Source organism: Microvirga sp. 2YAF29 (genome assembly GCF_052114605.1).
Taxonomy (GTDB): Bacteria; Pseudomonadota; Alphaproteobacteria; order Rhizobiales; family Beijerinckiaceae; genus Microvirga.
Genome location: NZ_JBFRFB010000002.1, coordinates 1 through 25,338, shown reverse-complemented (window position 1 = coordinate 25,338; position 25,338 = coordinate 1). Strand labels below are relative to the sequence as shown.

The window sequence follows — 25,338 nt, the reverse complement described above, 5'->3', positions numbered from 1 at the left end:
GGCGTTGATTTTGGGAGGCGTGCATTTCCTTTTCCGTCATGGCCGGGCTTGTCCCGGCCATCCCGATGCGAAAAGCGCCACGCCTCAAACCATCGGGATCACCGGCACAAGGCCGGTGATGACGGGAGGTGACAGTTACTGCCAGGCGTAATTGAAGCTCACGCTGATGCGCTCGCTCTCGGCCTCGTTCAGGGGCACCTCGTGGCGCAGCCAGCTTTCCCACAGCAGCACGGTGCCGGGGGCGGGCTTCATATAGGCGAACTGGCGGTTCTCAGGCTTGGCCTTCGGCTTGCGCGGCGGGGCGGCCATCATGAAGCCGAGGCGCGGGTCCTCGAGCTTGAGGGCGCTCGCGCCTTCGGGAATGGTCACGTAATAGGTGCCGCTGATCACCGAATGCGGGTGGAGGTGGGAGGTGTGGATGCCCCCCGGCGGCAGGATGTTGATCCACAGGCTGTCGAGCACCAGCTTGCGGCCCTGGAGATCGAACTCGAGATCCTTGGCGAAGGCCGCCACGTGCTTGTCGAGTTCCTTCAGCAGCTCGCCGAACACCGGCACCCGCCAGGGCAGGTCGTTCAGGGAGGCATAGGAGGTGTAGCCCGGATAGCCGTTCTTGTCGCACCAGCGCTGGCCTGCCTCGTCGTCCTCGGCGATGGACAGGCAGGCGGCTTCCAGCTCCGCATTGCGTCGCTCGGCCTTGGCGTCCGTCATTTCGGCGCGGTAGATCTTGGTGACGAAGAAGGTATCGATGGTTGCCATGCCTCGGCTCTATTATGTGGCTGGCCTTCTGTCAAAATCCTTGCCACTTTTCATTGCATAAGACTTTTCTCCAATCCGACCCGTCCTCACGGCTTGAAGGAGGATGGGGGAGAACACACCTTGGCCTTATGATGTCAGCTTCACCCTACGCGGCGCTTCCGAGCGATCTGTTGTCCCTGGCCCGAAGCCTGGAGCCGGAGACGCTCACTCGCGTCATCGCCCTGCGGGACTGGCTGGAAATGACCGCCTCACGCATGGAGGATGCGAACGAGGTTCTCACCGGGTTCCTGCTCAAGCTGATCGATCTCGGGCTTCCCATCGACCGGGCTGCCTCGGCCATCGAGGCGCTGCATTCGGAATATGCCGGCATCGGGCGGTTCTGGACCCGGGAGGAGGGCACCATCGTGCGCTACCTGCCCCACGGCGACCGGCGTGAGGCGGTCTATCAGCAGAGCCCCTTCGCCCATGTGAGCCGGACTGGGGAGTGGCTGTTCCTCAATCTCGACGAGACGCCGGATTCGCTCTTCGCCATTGTGCCGGAGCTCAAGGAAGTGGGTTACCGCCACTACCTCACCATTCCGATCAATTTCACGAACGGCGCCAAGAACGCGATCTCTTTCGCGACCCGCTCGGCCGAGGGGTTCAACTCCCGCAGCCTCACGATCCTGCGCCTGATCCTGCCGTCCTTCGCGCTCGTGACGGAGCTGCGCGCCACGAGCAACCGGCTTGACGAGGTGCTGCGCATTTATGTGGGCGACGATCCGCACCGGGCGATCCTCGGCGGCACCATCCAGCGCGGACAGGTCACCCGGATCCGCTCCGCGATCCTGTTCGCGGACATGCGCGAATATACGCGCATCTCATCGACGCTCAGCCCCGAGAGTGCGGTCGAACTCCTGAACAACTATTTCGACTGCCTTGTCCCGCCCATCGAGGACGAGGGCGGCGAGGTGCTGAAATACCTGGGCGACGGCTTGCTCGCCATTGTCCGCGACAAAGGCGACGATACCGGCGGCGCGGCGCAATCGGCACTGAGCGCGGCGACCAAGGCATTGCGCCGGGTGGAGGCCGCCAACAACGAAGGCCGTTTTCCCGTGCCTATCGAGGTGGGCATCGCCCTTCATCATGGCGATGCCGCCTACGGCAATGTGGGTTCGGGCCAGCGGCTCGATTTCACCGTGATCGGGCGCGACGTGAACCTGGCGAGCCGCATCGCGGATCTCAACAAGACCTTGAGCGAACCGCTTCTCATGTCGAAGCCCTTCGTGGAACATCTCTGGGGCAATCCCTCGACGCTCGGCATGCATCAGGTGCAGGGTTTCACGGAGCCTGTCGAGGTTTACCGGCCTTAAAGATTCAGCGCATGTTTCCCTCCCCCTTGCGGGGAGGGGTGGGGGTGGGGGTCGCAAAGTCGGAGCGATGCGCTTCGTCCAGCGAGCACAACAGCCTTACAGTGTCATTCCCGGCCGGAGCGCAGCGGAGGGGAAGGGAATCCATAGCGCTGCGCTTGACCGTGGATCCCCTTCCCTCGCTGACGCTCGCCGGGGATGACACTGAGCCAGACTCACAAAGCACTCACCCGGTCGCACCACCCCCACCCTAACCCTCCCCGCAAGGGGGAGGGAACACGCGCGGCGCTTCACGGGCTGGAAGCATCCATCCGCTTTGAAACCGGCAATGCCTATGGCCTAGGTGGCTTGCGCGCCTATTTCCCTCTCCGGGAGATCCAATCGCCATGAACGATGTCCGACCCTTGTCCCTTCACGTCCCCGAACCGGCTGTCCGCCCGGGCGGCGCGCCCGACTTCTCCAATGTGAAAATCCCCAAGGCGGGAACCGTGCCGCGGCCCGAGGTGGATGCGAACCCGGAGGATATCCGCGAGCTCGCGTTTTCCATCATCCGCGTCCTCAATCGGGCGGGCGAAGCGGTAGGGCCGTGGGCGGGGCTGCTCACCGATGAGCAACTGATCGAGGGCATGCGGCACATGATGACGCTGCGCACCTTCGATGCGCGCATGCTGATCGCGCAAAGGCAGGGTAAGACCTCATTCTACATGCAGCATCTCGGCGAGGAGGCCATCAGCTCCGCGTTCCGGAAGGCGCTTTCGCCGGGAGACATGAACTTTCCGACCTATCGGCAGGCCGGGCTTCTCATCGCCGGCGGCTATTCCATGGTCGACATGATGTGCCAGATCTATTCGAACGCGCACGATCCCTTGAAGGGCCGCCAGCTGCCGGTGATGTATTCATCCAAGGAGCACGGGTTCTTCACGATCTCGGGCAATCTCGCCACGCAATACATCCAGGCCGTGGGTTGGGCGATGGCATCCGCGATCCAGAATGATACCAAGATCGCAGCCGCCTGGATCGGCGACGGCTCGACGGCGGAATCGGACTTTCATGCCGCGCTCGTCTTCGCCTCCACCTACAAGGCGCCGGTGATCCTCAACATCGTCAACAACCAATGGGCCATCTCCACCTTCCAGGGAATTGCGCGAGGAGGGGCGGGCACCTTCGCCGCGCGGGGCTTGGGCTTCGGCATTCCGTCTCTGCGGGTTGACGGCAATGATTATCTCGCGGTTCACGCGGTCGCCGCATGGGCCACTGAGCGCGCCCGACGCAATCTCGGGCCGACGCTCATCGAATATGTGACCTATCGCGCCGGTGCGCATTCGACATCGGACGATCCTTCCGCTTACCGGCCCAAGACCGAGTCCGATGCATGGCCGCTCGGTGATCCCATCGAGCGGTTGAAGAACCACCTGATCGTTCGCGGCGCCTGGTCCGAGGAGCGGCACAAGCAGGCGGAGGCGGAAATTCTCGATACGGTCATCGCTGCGCAGAAGGAGGCGGAGAGCCATGGCACGCTTCATGCGGGCGGCAAGCCTTCCGCCCGCGATATGTTCGAAGGCGTCTACGAGGAGATGCCGCCGCATCTGCGTCGTCAGCGCCAGCAGGCGGGTGTCTGACTATGGCACGCATGACAATGATCGAGGCCATCCGCGACGCCATGGACGTGATGATGGCGCGCGACGAAAAGGTGATCGTGTTCGGCGAGGATGTCGGCTATTTCGGCGGCGTCTTCCGCTGCACGGCAGGACTTCAGCAGAAATACGGCAGGACACGCTGCTTCGATGCGCCGATCAGTGAATCGGGAATCGTCGGCGCGGCGGTGGGCATGGCATCCTATGGCCTTCGCCCCTGTGTCGAGATTCAGTTCGCGGATTACATGTATCCCGCCTACGACCAGATCGTGTCGGAGGCGGCGCGCCTGCGCTATCGCTCGAACGGCGAGTTCACCTGTCCACTGGTCATTCGCATGCCGACCGGCGGCGGCATCTTCGGCGGGCAGACGCACAGCCAAAGTCCCGAAGCTTTGTTCACGCATGTGGCGGGCTTGAAGACGGTCGTTCCGTCGAACCCCTACGATGCCAAGGGCCTGCTGATCGCGGCGATGGAGGACCCCGATCCGGTGATCTTCCTCGAACCGAAACGCCTCTACAATGGTCCCTTCGACGGCCATCATGATCGTCCCGTCATTCCGTGGTCGAAGCATGAACTGGGTGAAGTCCCTTCCGGCTATTTCTCGCATCCGCTCGGCAAGGCGACAATCGTGCGGGAAGGATCGGCCGTGACCGTGCTGGCCTATGGCACGATGGTTCATGTGGCCCAGGCAGCAGCAGCGGAGACGAATGTCGATGCGGAGATCATCGATTTGCGGACGCTCGTGCCGCTCGATCTGGAAACGATTGCCGCATCCGTCAGGAAGACCGGGCGATGCGTCGTCGTTCATGAAGCGACCCTCACGTCAGGCTTCGGCGCGGAATTGGCGGCTCTCGTGCAGGAGGCCTGCTTCTATCACCTCGAAGCTCCGATTGCGCGCGTGACCGGGTGGGACACGCCTTATCCCCATGCGCAGGAATGGGATTACTTCCCAGGTCCCTCCCGCGTTGGCCGCGCACTCCTTGAGACGATGGAGGCCTGACATGAGCGAGCATGTGATCAAGATGCCCGATGTCGGGGAGGGCGTTGCCGAGGCCGAGCTTGTCGAGTGGCATGTGAAGGTGGGCGATCTCGTTCGCGAGGACACGATCCTCGCCGCGGTCATGACCGACAAGGCCACGGTGGAAATTCCTTCTCCGGTTCATGGCGAGGTGACCTGGCTCGGCGGGGATATCGGCGACGTGATCCCGATCGGCTCGCCTCTCATCCGGTTGAAGATCGAAGGCGAAGATGTTGTTGCGTCCTCGCCTCCTTCCGAGGTGAAAGAAGTCGAGAAGGCCGCGCCTTCTCCTGCGGCGGCTGAGCCGGCGGTTCGGGAAAAGCCGTCGATGCCTGTGAGGCTGACCACGCCGCGCCCGCCGCGCGAGGGTCCGAGCGATACGCCGAGAGTGCCGAGGCCAGCGATGGCGCGTGGAGAGGGCGACAAGCCGATTGCGCCGCCATCCGTACGCCATCGTGCGCGCGAAGCCGGTCTCGATCTGCGCCAGATTCCCGGCACGGGTCCCGCCGGGCGCATCACGCATGAAGATCTCGATGCCTTCATGGCGCATGGGGTCCAGACATTCCGGGGGACCGGACTTGTCGCGAAGACCGCCGTCGAGCAGATCAAGGTCGTGGGCCTGCGCCGCAAGATCGCCGAGAAGATGGCGATCTCGAAATCGCGGATTCCCCACATCACCTATGTGGAAGAAGTCGATGTCACCGCGCTGGAAGATCTCCGCTCGGAGCTGAATGCCAGCAAGCGCGCCGACAGGCCGAAGTTGACACTTCTGCCTTTCCTCATGCGCGCCATGGTGAAGGCGATTGCCGAGCAGCCCCGCCTCAATTCGATCTACGATGACGAGGCCGGCATCATTCATCAGCATGAAGGCGTGCATATCGGCATCGCGACGCAGACCGATTCCGGCCTCGTCGTTCCCGTCGTCCGCCACACGGAAGCGCTCGATCTTTGGGAATGCGCCATCGAGCTGAAACGGCTCACCGATGCAGCCAAGGACGGCACGTCGAAGCGCGATGATCTCACCGGATCGACGATCACCATTACCTCGCTCGGCGCAATGGGCGGCATCGTGACGACGCCGGTGATCAATTATCCCGAGGTCGCGATCATCGGTGTCAACAAGATGGTCGTACGTCCCGTGTGGGACGGATCGACATTCGTGCCTCGTAAAGTGATGAACCTCTCCTCCAGCTTCGACCATCGTGTCGTCGACGGCTGGGATGCCGCCGTTTTCATCCAGCGTATCAAGACGCTCCTGGAGACCCCTGCCATGATCTTCGTGGAGGCTTGAGCCGATGAAGGACATTTCCTGCAAGCTCCTCGTGATCGGTGGAGGACCCGGCGGCTATGTCTGCGCCATCCGCGCCGGACAGCTCGGCATCGACACGGTTCTCGTGGAGGCGACGAGGCTCGGCGGCACCTGTCTCACCGTCGGCTGCATCCCCTCCAAGGCGCTCATTCACGCGGCAGAAGAATATGCCAAGATCACGCATATGGGATCGGGCCACAGCCCGCTCGGCATTCGCGTCGCGCAGCCCGAAATCGACCTCTCTCAGACCATCGCGTGGAAGGACGGTATCGTCGGCCGGCTGACCAACGGCGTCGCAGGTCTCCTGAAAAAATCCCACGTCAAAGTGGTGGATGGCTGGGCTCGTTTTCGCGACGGAAAGAGTGTGGAAGTCGAGACGGAAACGGGGATGCAGGTCATCCGCGCGGAGAATGTGGTGATCGCAACGGGCTCGACCTCGGTCGAGCTTCCGAACCTCCCCTTCGGCGGAACCGTCATCTCCTCGACCGATGCGCTCAGTTCGACGACGCTTCCCAAAAGCCTCGCCGTGGTCGGCGGCGGCTATATCGGGCTGGAGCTCGGAACGGCATTCGCCAAGCTCGGTGTCGATGTGACGGTCGTCGAGATGCAGCAGCGCATCCTCCCGCAATACGATGCCGATCTGACGCGGCCAGTTGCCAAGAGGCTCCAGGGGCTCGGCGTCACGGTCATGACGGGAACGAAGGTGCTGGGCCTTGCGAAGGAGAAGGGCTCCCTCTTGGTCGAAAGCGAGGACGGAAAGCAGAGACAACTCGCGGCCGAACAGATTCTCGTTACCGTCGGGCGAAAGCCTCTGACGCAAGGATGGGGCATCGAGAATCTCGTGCTCGACATGGACGGGCCGTTCATTCGCATCGGAAGCCGCTGCGAAACCTCTATGCGCGGCATCTATGCCATCGGCGATGTCACCGGCGAGCCGATGCTTGCCCATCGCGCCATGATGCAGGGAGAGATGGTGGCGGAGATCGTCGCCGGACATAACCGCGTCTGGGACAAGCGGGCCATTCCGGCGGTGTGTTTCACCGATCCCGAAATCGTCTCGGTAGGGATGTCGCCCGACGAGGCCAAGCGATCCGGTATCGACGTTCGTGTCGGGCGCTTCCCGTTCTCGGCCAATGGCCGCGCCATGACCAAGCTGGAGGAAGACGGCTTCGTGCGCGTCGTCGCACGTGCGGACAACGAATTGGTTCTCGGCATCCAGGCGGTGGGGCAGGGGATTTCGGAGTTGAGCACGGCTTTCGGGTTGGCAATCGAGATGGGTGCCTGTCTCGACGATATCGCAGGCACGATCCATGCTCATCCGACACAGGGAGAGGCCCTTCAGGAGGCTGTGCTGAATGCGCAGGGCCGCGCCATTCACATCTGAGGGAACGCGGATGCGCTCTCAATCCGAACTCATGGCGCGACGAATGCGTGCCGTGAGGTCGACGAGATTGCAACCGACATCCTCCAGAAAGTCGCCGCGAAGAAGATGCGCCGGCCCCACGCAATTGACCGCGTAAGGCTGCGAACCGCGCAGCGTGAGGGGCACGCCGACGGAGTGGATTTCCTCCTTCCATTCCCCGGCCATGGTGACATATCCCTGTGCACTGAACTGCTCCATGGAGCGCTGGATTCCCAGGCGAACGGCATCGCCGCGTGGCTCAGGCGGACATATCTCGTCGAGCACATTGTCACGCGTGGCCGGATCAAGGCCCGCAAGATAGGCTCTCCCTATGGCGGACATCGCCATGTCGATATGCGCGCCGATCTCGATGCCGATATGAAGCAGGCCCGGGCCGCGGCAATGCTCGATATACACCATGGTTCCGCGGTCCGGCACGCCGATGGAGACGGAACATCCGATCCGATCAGCAAGGGTCTGCATCATCGGCCGCGCCACATCGCGAATGGACAATCCGCCAAGTGCGCTGAAGCCAAGGGCAAGGGCGGCGGCGGAAGGTGAATAGAGCCCGGTCAGCGGCGAGTATTCCAGATAGCCCAGGCGGCTCAGGGTATAGGTCAGTCGCGAGATGGTCGATTTCGGGAGGCTGGTGCGGTCCGCGATATGCTGATTGCCGAGTCCCGGTTCGCCGCGCCTGAATGCTCTGAGCACGCTCAAGCCGCGTGCGAGGGCAATCACAAAGCGTGGGTCATCGTCTGGCGCGATGATTGTCGGCGCCAAACGTCTGACCTGTAGCTTACGCATCTTCCACCTCTAGCGAATGTGAAGACGAAGTCGGTTTCCAGCGCGGCCTGCCAAAAGGGACGGTGCGCCCCTATGGAAAAATGAAAGCGAGTTGGTTTCTGACGCTCTCGGCAAGAGAGATCAGGCGAGGGCCGATTTCATCCTCGATCTGATTACCCTGAAGCCTGAAGACCGGCACTCGGCAATTCATGGCGAAGCATTCTCCGTTCTTGTCGCGGAGCAGAGGAACGCCGGCTGAATGCGTCCCCGGAATCCATGTCCCGCGCACAACCGAGAAGCCGCGTTTCTTGCAGCTTTCCACGCCCTCCATGAATGCCGGGGAGTACTTGTTCCACAGCTCCGGCGTGTTGCGCTTCATCTGCCGAATTTTGACTTCGAATTCCTCATCTGTGAGTTGCGCGCACAGCGCATGGCCGATCGCGGCCGGAACCAAAGGGCCGATCGTGCCGAGGTCCTGGGACGTCCAGACATTTTCGTTGACGCGGGATGTTTCGAGATAGACGAAATTCGAACGGTCGATGACGCCGATGGAGACCGTGCCACCCACGTCCTGCGCGAGCTTTTGCATGGAGGGGCGGGCGATCTGGAGGATCTTCGTGTTGACGAGCAGCGGGTTGACCAGCATCAGCGCGGCCCAGCTGAGCCTGAACTTGGATGCCTCCTGTTTGAGATAGCCGAGCTTCGCGAGTGTGTAAGTGAGACGAGCGACGGTCGGGCGATTCAGGCCGGTATGCTTGGCGATCTCGACATTGCTCATCGAAGGCCGGTCAGGCCGAAATGCCTCGAGAACGGCGAGGCCCTTCGCCAATGTCGTCGCGAATCCGGCATCACGATCTGATTCCGTCACATCAAGCTCCTGCACGCCAATGCCCCCTGCCAGCAGCGTCGAAAACCGGAAGCATGCCTGTAGAGGCTGCCCAAGCCAGGCCACCTGATGCCTGCTCTTGAGCATTATAAAACATTATCCGGTCAATAGTGTCAACATATTCGACATTTTGCACTACAAATGTAAATTTAGTTGACAGAGGTAACCCAAGGTCATCAAATCAGGCAGAAGCAAAGCCAAGAGCCATAAAGGCTTGTCAGGGAGACGCCAGAATGACCCGTGTCATCGATATGGAAATCGGGCTGCCGGCCAGCGAGGCCAACCCGGACTTGGAGCGGATCGCACGCGGGCGTCCCGGCACTCCCTTCGCGCAATCGCTTCCGCGTCCTGAGGGTTATGGTTTCGCCAATTACGGTCGCGTCTTCAAATCCCGCGAACGCGGCGAAACGCCCGAACAGCCGGTCGATGACGGCGGGTTGAAGCGTCTTGTCGAGGACATGGACCGCGCGGGAGTCGAGCGCGGATTGCTGGTCGGCGCCGAGAACAGCGCGACGGGCAAGATCCACGCCGCCCATCCGGGTCGCTTCTTCATGTTCGTGACCATGGATCCGATGGACGGCATGCGCGCCGTCCGGGAATTCGAGCGTCTGGTCAAGGAAGAAGGCGCGAACGGCCTGCGCCTCTCTGCTCTCTATAACGGCGTGGTGGCCAACGACCGCCGCTATTACCCGCTTTATGCGAAAGCCGCCGAACTCGACGTTCCGGTGCGCATCTACACATCCATGAATTATGCGAACGACCGGCCTTACGACTTGGGGCATCCGCGTTATCTCGACGATGTCGCGGTGGATTTCCCCGAATTGAGGATCGTGGCGGGTCTCGCCGGCTGGCCCTGGGTCAACGACATGGTCGGGCTCCTGCGCAGGCACCCCAATCTCTACGTCGACACCGCGGCCCATCATCCGCGCTACTTCGCGCAGAATGGTTCCGGCTGGGAGCAATTCCTCCAGTTCGGCAACACCCTGCTGCAGGACAAGGTGATGGTCGGCCTGTCGCGCTATCTCTTCGGAACGTCGTTCGAGAGCCTGATCGACGATTACAAGAACCTGCCGCTCAAGGATCACGTGATCGAAAAGTGGCTGTACGGCAACGCAGCCAACTTCCATCGCCTCTGACGGTGGAGGTCCGGCATGCTCCGGTTCATCGCACAACGGGTTCTTTACGCGCTGCCGCTGATCTTCGTGATCATCGTGGTGATGTTCACCCTTCTTCACCTGATCCCGGGGGACCCGGTTCAGTCCCTCGTTGGCGATTTTCCCGTGCCGCCCGCCTATAGGGCGGCCATCGAAGAGAAGTATCGGCTGAACGATCCTTTCCTGCTGCAGGTCTGGAATTATCTCACCTCCGTTCTGCACGGCGATTTCGGATATTCCTATCAGAACCAGCGGCCCGTGCTCGACATCATCCTGGAACGTGCGCCGCGCACGATCCTGCTGGCATCCGTCGGATTTGCCCTCGCAATCCCGCTCGGAATCCTGCTGGGCGTGATTGCCGGCACCACGCCCAGCGCGCGGACCGACAAGTTCTGGACCACGTCCGCGCTCATCATGTACGCGGTGCCGACCTTCTGGCTCGCTCAGCTCCTCGTCATGTTCTTCGCCCTGAATCTCGGGTGGTTCCCCACGCAAGGCATCGGGCCGCTCGTGTCCCGTGCTCGCGGGTTCAACTGGCTGTTGGAAAAGATGCAGTATCTGGCGCTGCCGGTCGCTGCCTTCGCCATCCATGAGGGCATGCGGTTCGCCCGCATCATGCGTGCCAGCGTGATCGATACGCTGTCGCAAGGGTTCATCATCACGGCGCGCTCGAAAGGGCTCACACGTGGCCAGATCATCCGTCGCCATGTGCTGCGCAATTCCAGCCTGCCGCTCGTCACCATCGCCGGTTACGCCTTCGGCTCGGCCCTGAGCGGCGCGGTTCTGCTGGAGACCGTCTTCACGTGGCCTGGCCTGGGGCTGCTCATGGTGGATTCGATCCGCCTTCGCGACAACCTGACCATCATCGGCGTCGTCATCTTCTCGGCCCTTGCCGTCATTCTGATGAACCTCGTGGTCGACATGCTCTATGCGCTGCTCGACCCGCGCATCAGGACGAAGGGGTAATCCGCTTATGGCAAGCCTTACTTCAAAACCCGTCACGTCCGGCTTTCGCGCCAGGTTCGACCGGGGTCTCACGCTGGTCGGCAACATGGCCGGAACCCGGCATGGCGCCATCGGTGCGGTGATCCTGCTGCTGCTCGTCCTCATCGCGATCCTGGCGCCGGTCCTCGCGCCCTATCATCCGCTGCAGCAGACACCGCAGAGCCTTGCGCCGCCGTCGAAGGAATTCCTGTTCGGCACGGACAATATCGGCAGAGACATATTCTCGCTCATCCTCTACGGCGCGCAATCGTCGCTTCTCGTCGGATTGGGTGCAGCACTCGCCGCTCTTCTCGTCGGCGGAACCATCGGAATCCTCGCGGGCTATTTCCGGGGCCCGGTTGAAGTGATCCTGATGCGCGTCATCGAGCTCTTCCAGACGTTGCCGGTGATCATGCTCGTTTTGTGCGCGGTTGCGCTCTTCGGGTCCAATTTCTGGCTGCTCGTCATCGCCGTCGCGCTGGCGATCTGGCCGATGGAGGCGCGTCTGGTCTATGGCCAGTATATCAAGCTCCGCGAGCGTGAGTTCATCGCCGCGGCGCGCGTGGCCGATCTGTCGACATCTCACATCATCTTCCGCGAGATCATGCCGAATGCGGCGCAGCCGATCATCGTCCAGGTCGCGCTCGATGCCAGCATCGCCATCCTCATCGAAGCCGGCCTCGGCTTCCTCGGGCTGGGTGATCCCTCGATGGTGAGCTGGGGACAGCTTCTCTTCGTCGCCCAGGATTACATGGACAGCGCGTGGTGGATGAGCGTGTTTCCCGGCGCCGCGATCTGCCTGACCGTCGTTGGCCTCAACCTCTTCGCCGACGGCATCAACGAGATCAACGATCCGCGCGCCACGCGCGGCATGGGAGGTCTCCAATGAACGCGGTCAATACGGGATTGCACGCCGCTGGAGACATGCTTCTTGATGTGCGGAACCTGAAGGTTCACCTTCGCGTGTCGGATCAGATCGTCCGGGCCGTCGATGGCGCGGACCTCAAGGTCCATCAGTCCGAATGCGTCGGAGTCGTCGGAGAATCCGGTTCGGGCAAGAGCACCTTGGTGCGGGCCGTCTCCCGGCTGATGCCGAACCTGCGCATCGAGGAACTGTCCGGCGATGTGAAGTTCGAGGGCCGCGATCTTCTTAGCATGAGCGATCGCGACCTGCGTGCCCTGCGGCGTGCGCGGGGCTTCTCGATGATCTTTCAGGACCCTCTCGGATACCTGAACCCGACGCAGCGCGTCGAGCGTCAGATCGCCGAAGCCCTGTCCGACAATGCACGCGGTCAATCGGCGGGCCAACGGGTCTGCAATCTTCTCGACGAGGTCGGGTTCGCCGATCCACGCAATGTCGCGCGCCGCTTCCCGCATGAACTCTCGGGCGGCATGCGCCAGAGGGTGATGATCGCGATGGCCTTGGCGAGCGATCCCAAAATTCTCTTCGCTGACGAGCCGACGACGGCGCTCGATGCCACGGTGCAGCTCCAGGTCCTGGAGACGATCTACAGGCTGCACAAGGAAAGGAACATGGCGGTTGCGATCATCACCCATGATCTCGGCGTCATCGCGGAGCTGTGCGACCGCGTCTACGTCATGAAAGGCGGTCAGACCGTCGAGAGCGCATCGACCATCGATCTGTTCGAGCGGCCGCAACATCCGTACTCGGCGCGCCTCATCGGGCTGAGCACGCATGGTCGGCATGAGAAGAGTGTCCTGTCATGAACATGCCCATTCTCGAACTGAGGAAAGTCAGCCAGACTTATACCAGCCGCGATGCGACGGGCTGGGGCTGGACGACCGTGCGTGCCGTGGACGGAGTCGATCTCGCCGTCAACCAGGGTGAAACGCTCGCCATCGTCGGTGAATCGGGTTCCGGCAAGAGCACCATGGCCAAGCTGCTGCTGATGCTCAACCGTCCCACGGCAGGGGAGGTCGTCTATCGCGGGCAATCCCTGTCCAAACTCGCGGGTGCTGTCCGCGCCGAGTACCGGCGCAACGTCCAGGCCGTCTTTCAGGATCCGTCGTCGTCCTTGAACCCGCGCATGACGGTCGAGCAATCCTTGGGATATGTGGTCAGACGCCACGATCTCGTTCCCCCTGCGGATCAGACACGCTTCATCGAAGCGCAGCTCGATGCCGTCGGTCTCACTCCGCCCGAGAAATATACCGGCCGTTTTCCGCATCAGCTCTCCGGCGGTCAGCAGCAGCGTGTCGCGATTGCCAGGGCCATGATGCTGGAGCCGAGCGTCATCATAGCCGACGAGCCTCTTTCCAGCCTCGACGTGTCCATTCAGGCGCAGGTGCTTCAGCTCATGCGCGACCTGCGGAGCAGAACGAACGTCGCCTTCGTCATCATCAGCCATGATCTCGGCGCGATGGAATCGATCGCCGACCGCACGGCGGTCATGTATCGCGGCAAGATCGTCGAGATCGGCAGCACGATCTACACCGCACCGGTTCATCCCTATACGCGCCTGCTTCTCGATGCGAGGCTCTCGCCCGATCCTCGGCGCAGCCGCATCCGGTCGTCAGTGATCAAGCCTCCCGCGCCCGTGTCTCAGACACCGGTCGAGGGCGGATGCAGCTTCCGAAACCGCTGCCCCTATTCGATTGAGATTTGTGCCCAATCCAGCCCGCCCCTGCGGCCGGTTGGCGTAGGCACGACCCTGGCCGCCTGCCATCGCGCGGAAGAACTCACTGCCGGATGGATGACGGAGAAGAAAGCGCACGAAGGCCGAGGCTGAACAAACGGCAAGAAATGCGCAGCAACGATCACAACGGGAGAACGCCAATGAGACTGACACTTCGCCGTTCGACAACAAGTGCCTTATTCGCATCCACGCTCCTTGCCTGCACAGCGGGTGTCGCCTCAGCTCAAGCCGATGACGGAAAGCCCGTTAAGGGCGGCACGGTCGTTGCGGCGTTGAACGCGACGACGATCCCGACGCTCAACACGCAGCTGACGTCTTCCGTCCCCGCATTGTTCGCGGCCGATGTGTGGGCCGACGGCCTGATGACCTACGATCGTGAGGGCAAGCGCCTTCCGCGCCTAGCGACCAAGTGGGACGTCTCGCAGGACGGCAAGACCTACACCTTTCATCTGCGCGAAGGCGTAAAATGGTCGGACGGCAAGCCGTTCACTGCCGAAGACGTGGTGTTCACGCTCAATGATTTCGGCAAGTACAACACCTATCTGACCAAGCTCATGCCGCTGATCGAGGAGGCCTCCGCCCCGGATGCGAAGACTTTCGTCCTGAAGCTGAAGCAGCCTTTGACGGCAACGCTCGATCTCTTCGACAAAGAGGTCTTCCCCCTGATGCCGAAGCATGTCTATCAGGGGCAGGACATCGCAACTCACCCCGCCAACCGCGCGCCTGTCGGCCTTGGACCGTTCAAGTTCAAGAGCTGGGAGAGCGGACAGTCGATCACCTTCGTGCGCAACGAGAATTACTGGGAAAGCTCCAAGCCCTATCTGGACTCCGTCGTGTTCGCCCTGATCCCCGCTCCGCAGCAGCGCCTAAACGCGATCGTCAACGGCGAGGTGAACTGGTACCGTCCTGAAGTCGTGCAGGTCAAAGCCACACAGGACGCGGCGAAGAACGGCAAGATCAAGGTTGTTCAGATCGTCAACAACGCGCCGGAAACGGCCGTCGTCGATCTCAATGTGACCCGTGGGCCGACGAAGGACATCAAGGTCCGGCAGGCTCTCTTCCATGCCATCGACCGGCAGCGCATCGTGCAGGACGTCTATCAGGGCCTCGCGGACACGGCCAAGAACGCCATCCCGACCCAGTTCAAGGATCTGCACGATACCTCGATCAACTACGATACGCTTTTCGCCTACGATCCCGTGAAGGCCGGCAAGATTCTCGACGAGGCAGGCTATCCGCTTAAAGATGGAAAGCGCTTCAGCATCGAGCTGACCGTGATCGGAAAGCCTCCTTACGATGCTGTGGCGCAGGTGGTGCAATCGCAGTGGTCGGCCATCGGCATCGATGTCAAGCTGAGCGCACTCGACCAGCAGATTTGGACGGACAAGGTCTATACCAAGCGTGATTTCGACGCCTCGGTCATCTCGCTCACTGGGCGCACCAATCCTGTGCTCGGCGTCGATCGCAGCTTCGTCTGCAACGAAGGAAACGTGCCGTTCGCCAATCCGACGGGTTACTGCAATCCCGAGTTCGACAAAGTGGCGCTCGATGCCTCGGCTGCACCGCTCAGCGAGCAGAAGGCCCACTATAAGAAGTATGCCGAGATCGTCGCGCGGGACCTGAACCAGCTCGCCCTGACCAATTCGCAGGTCTTCGAGGCGGTGACGACGAACCTGAAGGGCTTGGACGCGCAGTTCAACTTCTCCTTCAACACGCACCCGAACTGGGCCGAGGCCTGGTTGCCGAAGAGCGAGCAGTAAAACGCCCATTGATATCTGCGGCATAGCCTCATCGGCTGTGCCGCATCATCGATCTTCTGAGAGGACACGACCTTGCATATTGACGTAACTTCGATGATGCGCCCGCGGGCCGTCGCAATTGTCGGCGCATCCGCGAAAAGAATGACGCAGGGAAACGTCGTCATCAGTAACCTGAAGGAATGGGGCTATGCCGGTCACGTTCTGCCGGTTCATCCCGAGGCCAAGGAGATCGACGGGCTGAGGGCGATCAATTCCGTCGCCGATCTACCGCGCGATACCGATCTCGCGATTGTCGCGATTCCGGCCGCGCATGTTCCAGGCATGCTCGCGGAACTCGAGCAAAGTCCTGTCCGGTCGGCCATCGTGTTCACGAACGGCTTCACGGATGAGCAGGAGAAGTCCATCCGCGCATTCGGGCAGTCCAGCCGTATCAAGGTTCATGGACCCAATTGCATGGGGCTCGTAAACTTTACGGATTCCATTCCCCTTTATCCCGCCCGCCCATCCAAGCGCCTGCGGCCTGGCCGGGTCGCCCTGGTCGCGCAATCGGGCTCAGCTGCGATTTCCGTGATGAACTCGACCCTCGCCGGGTTCTCGAAGGTCGTCACGATGGGCAGCGAGTTTCATGTCGCCGCTGCCGATTATATCCGCTGGCTGGCCGACGACGACGCAACGAGCGCAATCGGCGTCGTGGCGGAATCGATCAAGGATCCCGTGGCTCTGGCCTATGCCGCCGAGGCCGTCCATGCGGCAGGAAAATCGCTGGTCATCCTGAAGGTTGGCCGCACAGCCAGCGGCCTTGCGGCCACGCAGGCCCATACCGGTGCGCTGGTCAGCAGCAGTGATGCCTACGATGACTTTTTCGAGTCGACAGACATCGCCGTCGTGTCTGATTACGACGAGCTCATTGCATCGTTGGAATGCGGTGCGGTCTCCAAGAGAATGGTCGGAGGAAGCGCCATCGGCATTGTCGGAATTTCCGGCGGCCAAACCGCGCTTGCCTGCGACATCGCCGAGATGAGCGGGATCGAGGTCGCGCAGTTCAGTGATGCGACGGAGCAGCGGCTGCTGCAAGCCCTGCCGGGAGTCTCGGGCCTCAATCCAGTCGATTTCGGCGCGAGCATCAGTGCTGACCGCAATCCCGACGAGGCGATTGCAGCCGTGTCCGACGATGCCAACGTCGGGGCGATTGTGGCGTTCCAGGACTGCCAGGAAAGCCTTAATCCCGCGGGGCTGGAAAATTACATGGGCATTTTGAATGTCTATGCGAAAACCGGCGCACAAGCGAAGAAGCCGCTCGTCGTGATCTCTCCGACTTCCGAGAACCTTCACCCAAAGGTGATCGATCTGATGGCGGAGCACAATGTACCTCTGCTTCGGGGTCTGAGGCCTGGGCTCCTGGCCGTCGGCAACCTGAACCTCGGCAGGCCGGGCCGCGCCGCCGCCTGGGCCGATGCACGCAAGCCTCAGCGCCAGCCCTTCCATCCGAACGCAGCTTCCTTCCGCCGCGAATTGGCGGAGCAATCCGGCCCGCTCGATCCGGCAACAGCCTTCCGGATCTTACGGGAATACGATCTCCCGCTCGTCAGGTCGATTGTCGTAAAAGATGCGGACGAGGCGGTCCGGCGTGCAAGCGAAATAGACTTCCCCATGGTGGTGAAGGTCGCATCTTCACAGATCCAGCACCGTTCCGATGTGGGCGGCGTCGTGCTCGGCGTCGAGAATGAGGCATCGCTGCGATCCGCAATCGAGTCGATCCGCACGAAGGTGAGTGCGGCTTTGCCCGGCGCCGTTATCGACGGGTACGAACTTCAGGAGCAGATCATCGGCGGGATCGAGGCCATGGCCGGCTTTACCGCGGCTGAACCCTTCGGGCCTCTCATGGTTCTGGGAAGCGGCGGCGTCATGGTCGAGATCCTGGCAGACCGCGCGGCGAAGCTTGGGCCGTTGAGCGAGGACGATGCGCGGGCCATGGTGGGCGGCACGAAGCTCGCCAAGATCCTGGACGGCTATCGGAACCTCTCGCCGAAGACGAGTTGGGATGGGCTTGTGCAGGCCGCCGTCAATCTTTCGCGGCTCGCCAGCGACCTCGATGGAATCATGATCGCCTGCGACCTCAACCCGGTCGTCATCCGAAAAGGCAGCGGCGATGTCAGGATCGTCGATGCGCTCTGCATCTGCGCGTGATCGCCTGACATCCTAGAATGCCGCGCGGTCGTGCGGAGCATCGAGATCGAGCACGGGTCCCATCGGCACGATGCCAGTCGGGTTGATGGACCTGTGACTGCCGTAATAATGGCTCTTGATGTGATGCATGTTCACGGTCTCGCGGATGTCGGGCATCTGGTAGATGTCGCGCAGATATCCTGACAGGTTCGCGTAATCCGCGATGCGGCGCAGGTTGCACTTGAAGTGGCCGACATAAACGGGATCGAAGCGCACCAAAGTCGTGAACAGGCGGATATCCGTTTCGGTCATGGCGCTGCCGAAAAGATAGCGTTGTGAGGACAGGCGCTCGTCGAGCCTGTCCAACATCTCGAACAATGGGCGGACCGCTTCCTCATAGGCCTGCTGCGTGGTGGCAAAGCCCGCCTTGTACACGCCGTTGTTGACTTTGTCGTAGACCTGCGCGTTCAGCGCATCGATCTCCTCACGCAAGGCCTGCGGATAATAATCGCCGAGCTTCGCGCCCACCGCGTCGAAGGCAGAATTCATCATGCGGATGATCTCGGCGGATTCATTGCTCACGATGGTGGATGTCTTCTTGTCCCACAGAACCGGCACCGTCACACGGCCTGTGTAGTCCGGTGCGGCGGCCGTGTAGACCTCGTGGAGATAGCGCGCGTTGTGGATCGGGTCGGGAATGGTTCCGGGCCCCTCCTCGAAGGTCCAGCCGTGCTCAAGCATGAGCCAGTGCACGACGGAGAGGCCGATTGTCGCCTCCAGACCTTTCAACTTGCGCATGATCAGCGTGCGATGCGCCCAGGGGCAGGCGAGGGCGACATAGAGGTGGTAGCGCCCAGGCTCCGCCATGAAGCCGCCCTTGCCAGTAGGGCCGGCGGCGCCGTCGGGAGTGACCCAGTTGCGGAATGCGGCATCCTTGCGCACGAAGCGCCCACCCGTGCTCTTCGTCTCGTACCAGCGATCCTGCCAGACGCCATCCACCAGCAATCCCATTCCATCCTCCCGGAAGTTGAGCCTCTACATAGGGGAGCAGGATCCGGCACCAACGGTGCCCATGGCGCAGGATGCCGTAAAAGGGTAGCTGTAGATTGCCTTCCAGAGCCAAAGCGGCTTGACGCGGGACCTATTGTAAGACAGGTACAAGGGACGGTCGGAGCACCCGGCCCGCCACCGAAAAAGGGGTGAGGAACCAAGGTTCCGGACACCCCTGGCCTTCCTCGGAAGGGCCTGTAGCTCAATGGTTAGAGCCGGCCGCTCATAACGGTCTGGTTGCAGGTTCGAGTCCTGCCGGGCCCACCAATTTTTTCAAATTGCGATGCTATCGAACAAGCTCATGCGCACGATTTCTTCGTCGTCTGACCGGGCACGTTCACCAATTCGGGGAGCCCTGCCAGAATCGACTTCTGGCAGGGCCTTTAATCTGGGAGGATGCGTGATCTCCGCGGCTCCTCCTTATGACAATCGGTTAGTCGCGACCTCGACCGCCATGGTCGCCACCGCTGTGGTCACCCTTGCCGCCATTGTCGCCTCTGCCGCCTCCATGATCACCGCGGCCATCACCGTGGTCTCCTTTTCCACCATGGCCACCCTTGCCGCCGTCGTGGTCTCCTTTCCCGCCATGGCCGCCTTTGCCGCCACCATGGTCACCTTTTCCATCGTGTCCGCCCTTGCCGCCACCGTGGTCACCCTTGCCACCGTGTTCGCCCTTGCCGCCACCGTGATCGCCCTTTCCACCGTGGCCTCCTTTACCGCCTCCAGGACCATCGTGTCCGGGGCCACCATGTCCGGGATGACCTCCACCTGAACCGGGATTGCCGCCGGGATTGCCAGGAGTGCCCGTATCACCACCGCTGGGGGTGCCAGGATTGTCTCCAGGTCCACCCGGGTTGTTTCCGGGATTCCCGCCATTATCCGTGCCACCCGGAGCGGAGCCGCCATTTCCGGGATTGGATCCAGGCGACGTGCCGCCATCGGAGCTCGTGCCGCCACCAGGAGGCGTGCTTCCGCCATGATTGGTCCCGCCACCTGATCCGGGATTACGGCCAGGGGGATTGCCCGTTTGGCCGCCATTCGGGTTTCCAGGTCCCGCGCCGGGGGCACTCTCGGGGCCGTTGCCGCGCGATGGGTTGCCGGACGAAGAGGCATAGTCAGGGCCGCCTCGATCACGCGGGGTGTTCGGAGTGATCGAACCGACGCCGCCGAAGTTTGGTGCTCCCGAGATGGACCCGGTCGTGAGATCCGTCCGGTCGAGCGGGGTGCGTACAAGCCGCTGCGCCGGAGCCGTGATTTGGCAGCGGCAGATCTCCTCGCCTCTCACATATCGAAACCGACAGTTCGTATAATCTTCCGGGTTCGCCACAGCAGGCATGCATTGCCCGCCACGCGTGTGGTGAGGCTGACGCATCGCCTCTGTACGGCCCAGATCGGCGGCGAATGCGCTGACAGAAGACAAAAGGGTAGCGAGGCCTGCGAAGGCAAGCTGATGGGTCGACTTCATAATAAACTCTCAGTCCAGGAAGGGGCTCCGAGGCTAATCGGCTTGGTTGGATGAGAATTTAACAGTAATAAGAGGAATGCGTTCCGGCTTTCAGCCGCACCAATACATCGGTGGTAATCCTTTGGGATTGCATTTTTATCCAAAAGGCTAGGAATATCCAAATGGATGAATTCTATAGTTGAGGGCGTCTCACCTCTTCAGTGAGGCAGTGAAAATTGGGAAAATTAGCCATTCGAATTTTCGAGATATGAAAGCGCTACAGCTTGTCTCGGCCTGGCCATTGCCTGAGAATCTGGTCTCGAGTCGGAGTTGATCACGGCACATGCGGGATTGCTCGATCATGCCTCGAGAGCGGGTCAAAGTGACGCTTTGCCGCTATGCAAAATGACGCAATTCTCCTTTCATTCCTAAATAGCCCCGCTATAACCCCTCCCGCGCCGCTCCGACTGAGACAATAAAAAGTGGTAAACCCACTAGGCTCATCTGACCCTCAGCGCACCTGCTCTAGCCTTCTCAAAAAGCTTAGCTGTGAGGGATCCTTGAAGCCTGTCTCGTTACTGGCAATGCCAGATCCGTGCCTTGTCGCCCCTCTCATCGCAGAGCAGGGGAATTCGCCCCGCTCGCAAGGGGGCTGCCTGACCGATGAGCACATTACAGATGTGGTCAGGACCCTCGCCGATGCTCGCCGAATGTCTATCGGGGCATTCCATGGCTAAAATTTCTGTCGCTTCGAGAGAGCAGGGCTTATCCCTGTCCTCCATCGCGTCGAGCGATGTGCCGACTGCTTTGGTTTGCTGGAACAATTTGCTCCGCGCCGGCATCAGGCACCTCTTGTCCGGCACACGTTTCGTCATTTCGGATGACAGGCCGGATGCATCTGCCGAGCGCCCTCGCATGTTCCTCATTTGCGAGCCCTCCACACGGGAGAGCGCTCTGGCGTGCATTGAACAGATAAGGGCCGATCATCCTGACGTGCGGATCGTGCTCATTGCGGAGAAACTCGATACCGAAGCTATCATCTATCTCTGGCGCGCGGGAGTGAACGGGTTCTGCCGGCCGAACATGGAGCGTGAGGCTCTGATCAATGCGCTTGAACTCGTGGCATCAGGCGAGACCTCCATTCCTTCGGCTTTCCTGAACCAGCTCATGGATGAGTTGGCTCGCGCCGATATTGAAGATGGTCGAGGCCTTGATGCACTTCTGGCCGACAATGTCGCAGTGCAGTCGAAAGATTTGTCTGCACGGGAGACGCAGATTTTGCGGTACCTGATGAAGGGAGCGACCAACAAGCTCATCGCTCAGGAACTGGGGCTATCCGAGGCGACCATCAAGGTTCACGTAAAAGCCGTTCTGAAAAAGACGAATGCCTCCAACCGGACCCAGGCCGCCACATGGGCGACCGCGAACCTGAACACCACTTCGTCTCCATCATAAGCCGGCCGCCGGGTGCGGAGAGATGGAGACGGGTCAGGTCGGATAGGCAGGTGAATGACACATCCGAGAAGCCGGGACGCGCTTGTCAGGTTCCGGCTGTTTCAAGAGCGATGAAGAGCGCGAAGACCAGGAAAAACAATCCGCTGAACAGGCCGACCCATCTTGATAGACGGGCCAGTCGGTCATCCTCCAGATTGCAGGAGACGTCGTCGGCGATTTCGTCAGATCCGGCATGGCTGCGTCCGCTCTAAATGTGGACGACATTGATGGCCAGGGTCAGGAGCCCCAGGCCGCACAGCAGCGCGAACACATTGCAGATCTTTGCAAGAACATCTTCGCCAGGGCGTGTGTGTCGATCATGCATGGAACGGCATTAGCCGGCTCTGCTTACGTAAGGCAATTAGTCTTATGGTTAATAGCTCTCGGCCAAGCGGCCAACGCGCTTGCTCTCAGCCGAACATCATGGCTGCGGCCGCACAGGCCAAGGCCGCCAGAGGGATTGAGAGAACGAACCATCCCGGGCAGTGACTGGAGCTATCCTCGGCATCGAGAGCCTGATCGCGAATATCTCGATCAATTGTCTTCATGGCGCCCACCCGATACCGGCCCGATATCTCAGTTTTATGACCTTGGCAGGGGGGGAGCCTGTCGGAGCGAGTGGAAAGCGCGGTTTCTCCCGGCAAACTTCCCTCGAAGGAGTAAAAGGGTATAGGGAGTAGCTGTATAATCGATTGCTTGCGCCACCGCCTCGTGAAGCGTTTGGTGGTTCATGGATCTTCCGGGAGAGTGAGTTGAGCGACGCCGCGTCCTGTCCAGCCTGTCCGCCCATCATGAGCCTGCCGCCCTGCGTCGACCGGGAATGGGCAAGACAGGCGATCGCCATTCTTCAGGGCGATGGACGGCGCTCCGCCGACACGCATCTCATCAACCCGGTCTTTCGCGGGCTGAAGGGCATCTCGATCTATCTCAAGGACGAGTCGACGCACCCGACGGGCAGCCTCAAGCACCGGCTGGCGCGCTCCCTGTTTCTCTACGGCATCTGCAACGGCAAGATCAGGCAGGGCATGACGCTGGTCGAGGCCTCGTCGGGCTCGACGGCGGTGAGCGAGGCCTATTTCGCTCACCTGCTGCAGTTACCCTTCATCGCCGTCATGCCGCGCACGACGAGCCGGCAGAAGATCGAGGCCATCGAGCGTTTCGGTGGGCGCTGCCATTTCGTCGATAATCCCGGTGAGGTCTACGATGTCGCCGCAGGCCTCGCCCGTGAGGCGGGCGGTTATTATCTCGATCAGTTCACTTACGCCGAACGCGCCACCGACTGGCGCGGCAACAACAACATCGCCGAGAGCATTTTCGAGCAGATGGAAGCCGAGCGCTATCCGCGCCCCGCATGGGTTGTGATGAGCGCGGGAACGGGCGGCACCTCCGCCACCATCGGCCGCTACATCCGCTATCGCAACTACGACACGCGGCTCTGCGTGGTGGATGTGGAGTACTCCGCCTTCTACGATTCCTATTGCCGCAAGGATCCGACTGTCACGTGCGCACGTCCCTCACGCATCGAGGGCGTCGGGCGTCCGCGTGTCGAGCCGTCCTTCATTCCGGATGTGATCGACCACATGATCAAGATTCCGGATGCGGGCTCCATCGCCGCCATGCATGTGCTGTCCGAGCGCCTGTTCCGCCGCGTCGGCGGATCGACGGGCACGAACTTCTTCGGGCTGTGCTGGATCGCCAGCTGCATGATGGCGGCGGGCGAGGAGGGGTCGCTCGTGTCGCTCATCTGCGACAGTGGCGACCGCTATACCTCGACCTATTACAACCCGGACTGGCTTGATGCGAACGGGATCGACATCGCGCCCTATCGCGAGATGATCGAGACGTTTCTCGACACTGGCGTGTTCAAGGCTATCTGAGCTTTCCCGTCAGCCGGGTGGGAGCGGACGGGGGCGTGAACCGCTGTCGATGGCGACGAACGTGAAGATCGCCTCCGTGACCTTGATCTGCTCGTCCCCATCGCGGGAACGGCGCCATGCCTCAACCTGGAATTTCATGGAAGTCCGGCCGGTCGAAACGAGATCGGCATAGACCGATACTTCGTCGCCCACATGAACGGGCGTGTGAAAGACCATGCCGTCGACGGCAACCGTCGCGCAGCGTCCTCTAGCACGTCTGGCCGCGGCGTTGCCGGCGGCAAGATCCATCTGCGACATCAGCCAGCCGCCGAAAATATCTCCGGCCGGATTCGTATCCGCAGGCATGGCGATCGTCCGGATCACCGCCTCGCGCCCCTCTGTCGTATCGAGCGTCATCATCGCCTCGCTTTCTTATAGGCTTGAGGATTCAACGGACCTGGCGAGAAGTCCAGAGATTCGAATCTTGCAGGCTGGCGGCGAGGGGTGAGGCACCCCAGATCACGAGGGTGGAAGAACAGCATAACCCTTCACAGCGGCACCATGTCGTCCTCACCATTATCGGGCGCCTCGCTCTTGCCGCCGCTCTCGGTCTCGGCATTACCGGCGGATTGGTCTGGGGCGGTGTCGTGCAGATCCCTCGTCACCTCAATCCCTTCGCGCCGTTGCGTATCACGGATGAGATAAATTGGCTCACACGCCACAAGCTCTCGCGGCTCGAACGGGATGAATTGCAATGCCGCGCGGTTTTGGCCGAATCGCCCTTGTCCCACAGGCCTGTGCCCGATCGCGATCTCGCCGATGGATGCGGGCTCTCGAACGCAGTCGAAGTGATAGATGCGTCAATCGGTCTGAGCGGAAATTTTACCGCTACATGCCCTTTGGCTGTCGCCTGGGCGCTGTTCGAAAGGAATGTGATAGGTCAGGCAGCGCGAGAGTATCTTGGGCAGGATGTGGCGCGCGTGCTCCATCTCGGCACTTATGCGTGCCGCAACATCGATCATCGTGAGAGGGGACGACGCAGCGAGCACGCGACGGCCAACGCCATGGACATTTCAGGCTTCGTGCTTGCAGATGGAAAGCAGATCACTCTACGCAGGGACTGGAACGGAAACAGCCGCCATGAGGTTTTCCTGAGAGCCGTGCGGGACGGCGCATGCGATTTCTTCGATGTGGTGCTCAGTCCCGATTACAACGCCGCACACCACGACCATTTTCATCTCGACATGGGCCGCTTTCGCGCGTGTCGGTAAAACAGCTCTGGAAATAAGAAAACCAGCGCCCTTGCCCCAAGGCGCTGGTTTTAAGCATCGAGCACGAGTTCGAATCCACTGCCGATGCTTCGAGTTTCAATGTCTTGATCATCTTCCACGCAACGCGGTTTTCCGCTTTTTGCGTTCGATGCTTTTTAGTTGACGGCGTAGGAGGGTGTGTCGCCCATGAGCGCGGCCTTTGCGGCGAGGAGCAGGGCCTCGCCGAGCTCGCGCGCATGCTCCGGCGTCATCGCCACCGGCATCTGATGCCGCACGCCACGCTCGTATTCTTCCGGTGTGGTGGCCAGCTCGATCACCATCATCGCATCCCGCCCATCCAGGGTGCCCACCGAGAAGCTGGTGA

The 25,338-nt window shown here is 61.3% G+C and carries 22 protein-coding genes and 1 tRNA gene; 17 read left to right on the top strand and 6 right to left on the bottom strand.

Annotated features, from left to right (window positions below; all coding sequences use genetic code 11):
• Positions 1 to 135 precede the first annotated feature (135 nt).
• The gene (locus AB4Y85_RS02380; protein ID WP_441983253.1) at positions 136 to 756 is read right to left on the bottom strand and encodes a TIGR02466 family protein; all 621 of its coding nucleotides are present in this window, start codon (positions 754 to 756) and stop codon (positions 136 to 138) included.
• A 239-nt stretch (positions 757 to 995) separates the two neighbouring features.
• On the opposite strand from AB4Y85_RS02380, the gene AB4Y85_RS02375 reads away from it, so the two are divergent.
• The 5 genes from AB4Y85_RS02375 (at position 996) to lpdA (ending at position 7,451) form a co-directional block, all read left to right on the top strand.
• Positions 996 to 2,108 (top strand): adenylate/guanylate cyclase domain-containing protein, encoded by a 1,113-nt coding sequence (locus AB4Y85_RS02375; RefSeq protein WP_441983692.1) that lies wholly within the window; start codon positions 996 to 998, stop codon positions 2,106 to 2,108.
• Positions 2,109 to 2,491: 383 nt separating this feature from the next.
• Positions 2,492 to 3,724 (top strand): 3-methyl-2-oxobutanoate dehydrogenase (2-methylpropanoyl-transferring) subunit alpha, encoded by a 1,233-nt coding sequence (locus tag AB4Y85_RS02370; RefSeq protein ID WP_441983252.1) that lies wholly within the window; start codon positions 2,492 to 2,494, stop codon positions 3,722 to 3,724.
• A 2-nt stretch (positions 3,725 to 3,726) separates the two neighbouring features.
• Positions 3,727 to 4,740, top strand: coding sequence for an alpha-ketoacid dehydrogenase subunit beta (locus AB4Y85_RS02365; RefSeq protein ID WP_441983251.1), 1,014 nt, complete (start codon positions 3,727 to 3,729; stop codon positions 4,738 to 4,740).
• A 1-nt stretch (position 4,741) separates the two neighbouring features.
• Positions 4,742 to 6,049, top strand: a complete 1,308-nt coding sequence (locus AB4Y85_RS02360) for a dihydrolipoamide acetyltransferase family protein (protein WP_441983250.1) — start codon at positions 4,742 to 4,744, stop codon at positions 6,047 to 6,049.
• A gap of 4 nt (positions 6,050 to 6,053) precedes the next feature.
• Positions 6,054 to 7,451 (top strand): dihydrolipoyl dehydrogenase, encoded by a 1,398-nt coding sequence (gene lpdA / locus AB4Y85_RS02355; RefSeq protein WP_441983249.1) that lies wholly within the window; start codon positions 6,054 to 6,056, stop codon positions 7,449 to 7,451.
• Positions 7,452 to 7,469: 18 nt separating this feature from the next.
• On the opposite strand, the gene AB4Y85_RS02350 is transcribed toward lpdA, so the two are convergent.
• On the bottom strand, positions 7,470 to 8,273 hold the full coding sequence (locus tag AB4Y85_RS02350; RefSeq protein ID WP_441983248.1) for an IclR family transcriptional regulator: 804 nt from the start codon (positions 8,271 to 8,273) through the stop codon (positions 7,470 to 7,472).
• Between the two features lie 70 nt (positions 8,274 to 8,343).
• Positions 8,344 to 9,120 (bottom strand): IclR family transcriptional regulator, encoded by a 777-nt coding sequence (locus AB4Y85_RS02345; protein ID WP_441983247.1) that lies wholly within the window; start codon positions 9,118 to 9,120, stop codon positions 8,344 to 8,346.
• 251 nt (positions 9,121 to 9,371) lie between these two features.
• Between AB4Y85_RS02345 and AB4Y85_RS02340 the strand changes: the two genes are divergently transcribed.
• The 7 genes from AB4Y85_RS02340 (at position 9,372) to AB4Y85_RS02310 (ending at position 17,880) form a co-directional block, all read left to right on the top strand.
• Complete coding sequence (locus tag AB4Y85_RS02340) at positions 9,372 to 10,274, top strand: amidohydrolase family protein (RefSeq protein WP_441983246.1); 903 nt, start codon at positions 9,372 to 9,374, stop codon at positions 10,272 to 10,274.
• Between the two features lie 15 nt (positions 10,275 to 10,289).
• On the top strand, positions 10,290 to 11,258 hold the full coding sequence (locus AB4Y85_RS02335) for an ABC transporter permease (protein ID WP_441983245.1): 969 nt from the start codon (positions 10,290 to 10,292) through the stop codon (positions 11,256 to 11,258).
• Between the two features lie 7 nt (positions 11,259 to 11,265).
• On the top strand, positions 11,266 to 12,165 hold the full coding sequence (locus AB4Y85_RS02330) for an ABC transporter permease (RefSeq protein ID WP_441983244.1): 900 nt from the start codon (positions 11,266 to 11,268) through the stop codon (positions 12,163 to 12,165).
• Positions 12,162 to 13,004 carry an ABC transporter ATP-binding protein gene (locus AB4Y85_RS02325; protein ID WP_441983243.1) on the top strand — a complete coding sequence of 281 codons (843 nt, stop codon included), beginning with the start codon at positions 12,162 to 12,164 and terminating at the stop codon, positions 13,002 to 13,004. Before AB4Y85_RS02330 ends, AB4Y85_RS02325 begins: the two co-directional genes overlap by 4 nt.
• On the top strand, positions 13,001 to 14,026 hold the full coding sequence (locus tag AB4Y85_RS02320) for an oligopeptide/dipeptide ABC transporter ATP-binding protein (RefSeq protein ID WP_441983242.1): 1,026 nt from the start codon (positions 13,001 to 13,003) through the stop codon (positions 14,024 to 14,026). Before AB4Y85_RS02325 ends, AB4Y85_RS02320 begins: the two co-directional genes overlap by 4 nt.
• Before the next feature lie 47 nt (positions 14,027 to 14,073).
• Entirely contained in the window at positions 14,074 to 15,693 is a 1,620-nt protein-coding gene (locus AB4Y85_RS02315) for an ABC transporter substrate-binding protein (protein WP_441983241.1), read from the top strand.
• A gap of 93 nt (positions 15,694 to 15,786) precedes the next feature.
• The gene (locus tag AB4Y85_RS02310) at positions 15,787 to 17,880 is read left to right on the top strand and encodes an acetate--CoA ligase family protein (protein WP_441983240.1); all 2,094 of its coding nucleotides are present in this window, start codon (positions 15,787 to 15,789) and stop codon (positions 17,878 to 17,880) included.
• Between the two features lie 12 nt (positions 17,881 to 17,892).
• Here AB4Y85_RS02310 and AB4Y85_RS02305 read toward each other — a convergent pair whose 3' ends face one another.
• Positions 17,893 to 18,870 (bottom strand): glutathione S-transferase family protein, encoded by a 978-nt coding sequence (locus AB4Y85_RS02305; RefSeq protein ID WP_441983239.1) that lies wholly within the window; start codon positions 18,868 to 18,870, stop codon positions 17,893 to 17,895.
• 230 nt (positions 18,871 to 19,100) lie between these two features.
• Between AB4Y85_RS02305 and AB4Y85_RS02300 the strand changes: the two genes are divergently transcribed.
• The 4 genes from AB4Y85_RS02300 (at position 19,101) to AB4Y85_RS02285 (ending at position 23,724) form a co-directional block, all read left to right on the top strand.
• Positions 19,101 to 19,176: transfer RNA gene (locus tag AB4Y85_RS02300), tRNA-Ile, on the top strand.
• A gap of 133 nt (positions 19,177 to 19,309) precedes the next feature.
• The gene (locus AB4Y85_RS02295; RefSeq protein WP_441983238.1) at positions 19,310 to 19,681 is read left to right on the top strand and encodes a hypothetical protein; all 372 of its coding nucleotides are present in this window, start codon (positions 19,310 to 19,312) and stop codon (positions 19,679 to 19,681) included.
• Between the two features lie 1,401 nt (positions 19,682 to 21,082).
• Positions 21,083 to 21,808: a LuxR C-terminal-related transcriptional regulator gene (locus AB4Y85_RS02290; protein WP_441983237.1), complete on the top strand. Its 726-nt coding sequence runs from the start codon at positions 21,083 to 21,085 to the stop codon at positions 21,806 to 21,808.
• An 830-nt stretch (positions 21,809 to 22,638) separates the two neighbouring features.
• Positions 22,639 to 23,724 carry a PLP-dependent cysteine synthase family protein gene (locus AB4Y85_RS02285; RefSeq protein WP_441983691.1) on the top strand — a complete coding sequence of 362 codons (1,086 nt, stop codon included), beginning with the start codon at positions 22,639 to 22,641 and terminating at the stop codon, positions 23,722 to 23,724.
• Between the two features lie 9 nt (positions 23,725 to 23,733).
• Here AB4Y85_RS02285 and AB4Y85_RS02280 read toward each other — a convergent pair whose 3' ends face one another.
• Positions 23,734 to 24,123: an acyl-CoA thioesterase gene (locus AB4Y85_RS02280; RefSeq protein ID WP_441983236.1), complete on the bottom strand. Its 390-nt coding sequence runs from the start codon at positions 24,121 to 24,123 to the stop codon at positions 23,734 to 23,736.
• A gap of 107 nt (positions 24,124 to 24,230) precedes the next feature.
• Here AB4Y85_RS02280 and AB4Y85_RS02275 point away from each other — a divergent pair, with 107 nt between their 5' ends.
• Positions 24,231 to 24,974, top strand: coding sequence for an extensin-like domain-containing protein (locus AB4Y85_RS02275; protein WP_441983235.1), 744 nt, complete (start codon positions 24,231 to 24,233; stop codon positions 24,972 to 24,974).
• A gap of 155 nt (positions 24,975 to 25,129) precedes the next feature.
• Here AB4Y85_RS02275 and AB4Y85_RS02270 read toward each other — a convergent pair.
• Positions 25,130 to 25,338: hypothetical protein (locus tag AB4Y85_RS02270; protein WP_441983234.1), on the bottom strand; the 209-nt coding region annotated here is incomplete at its 5' end.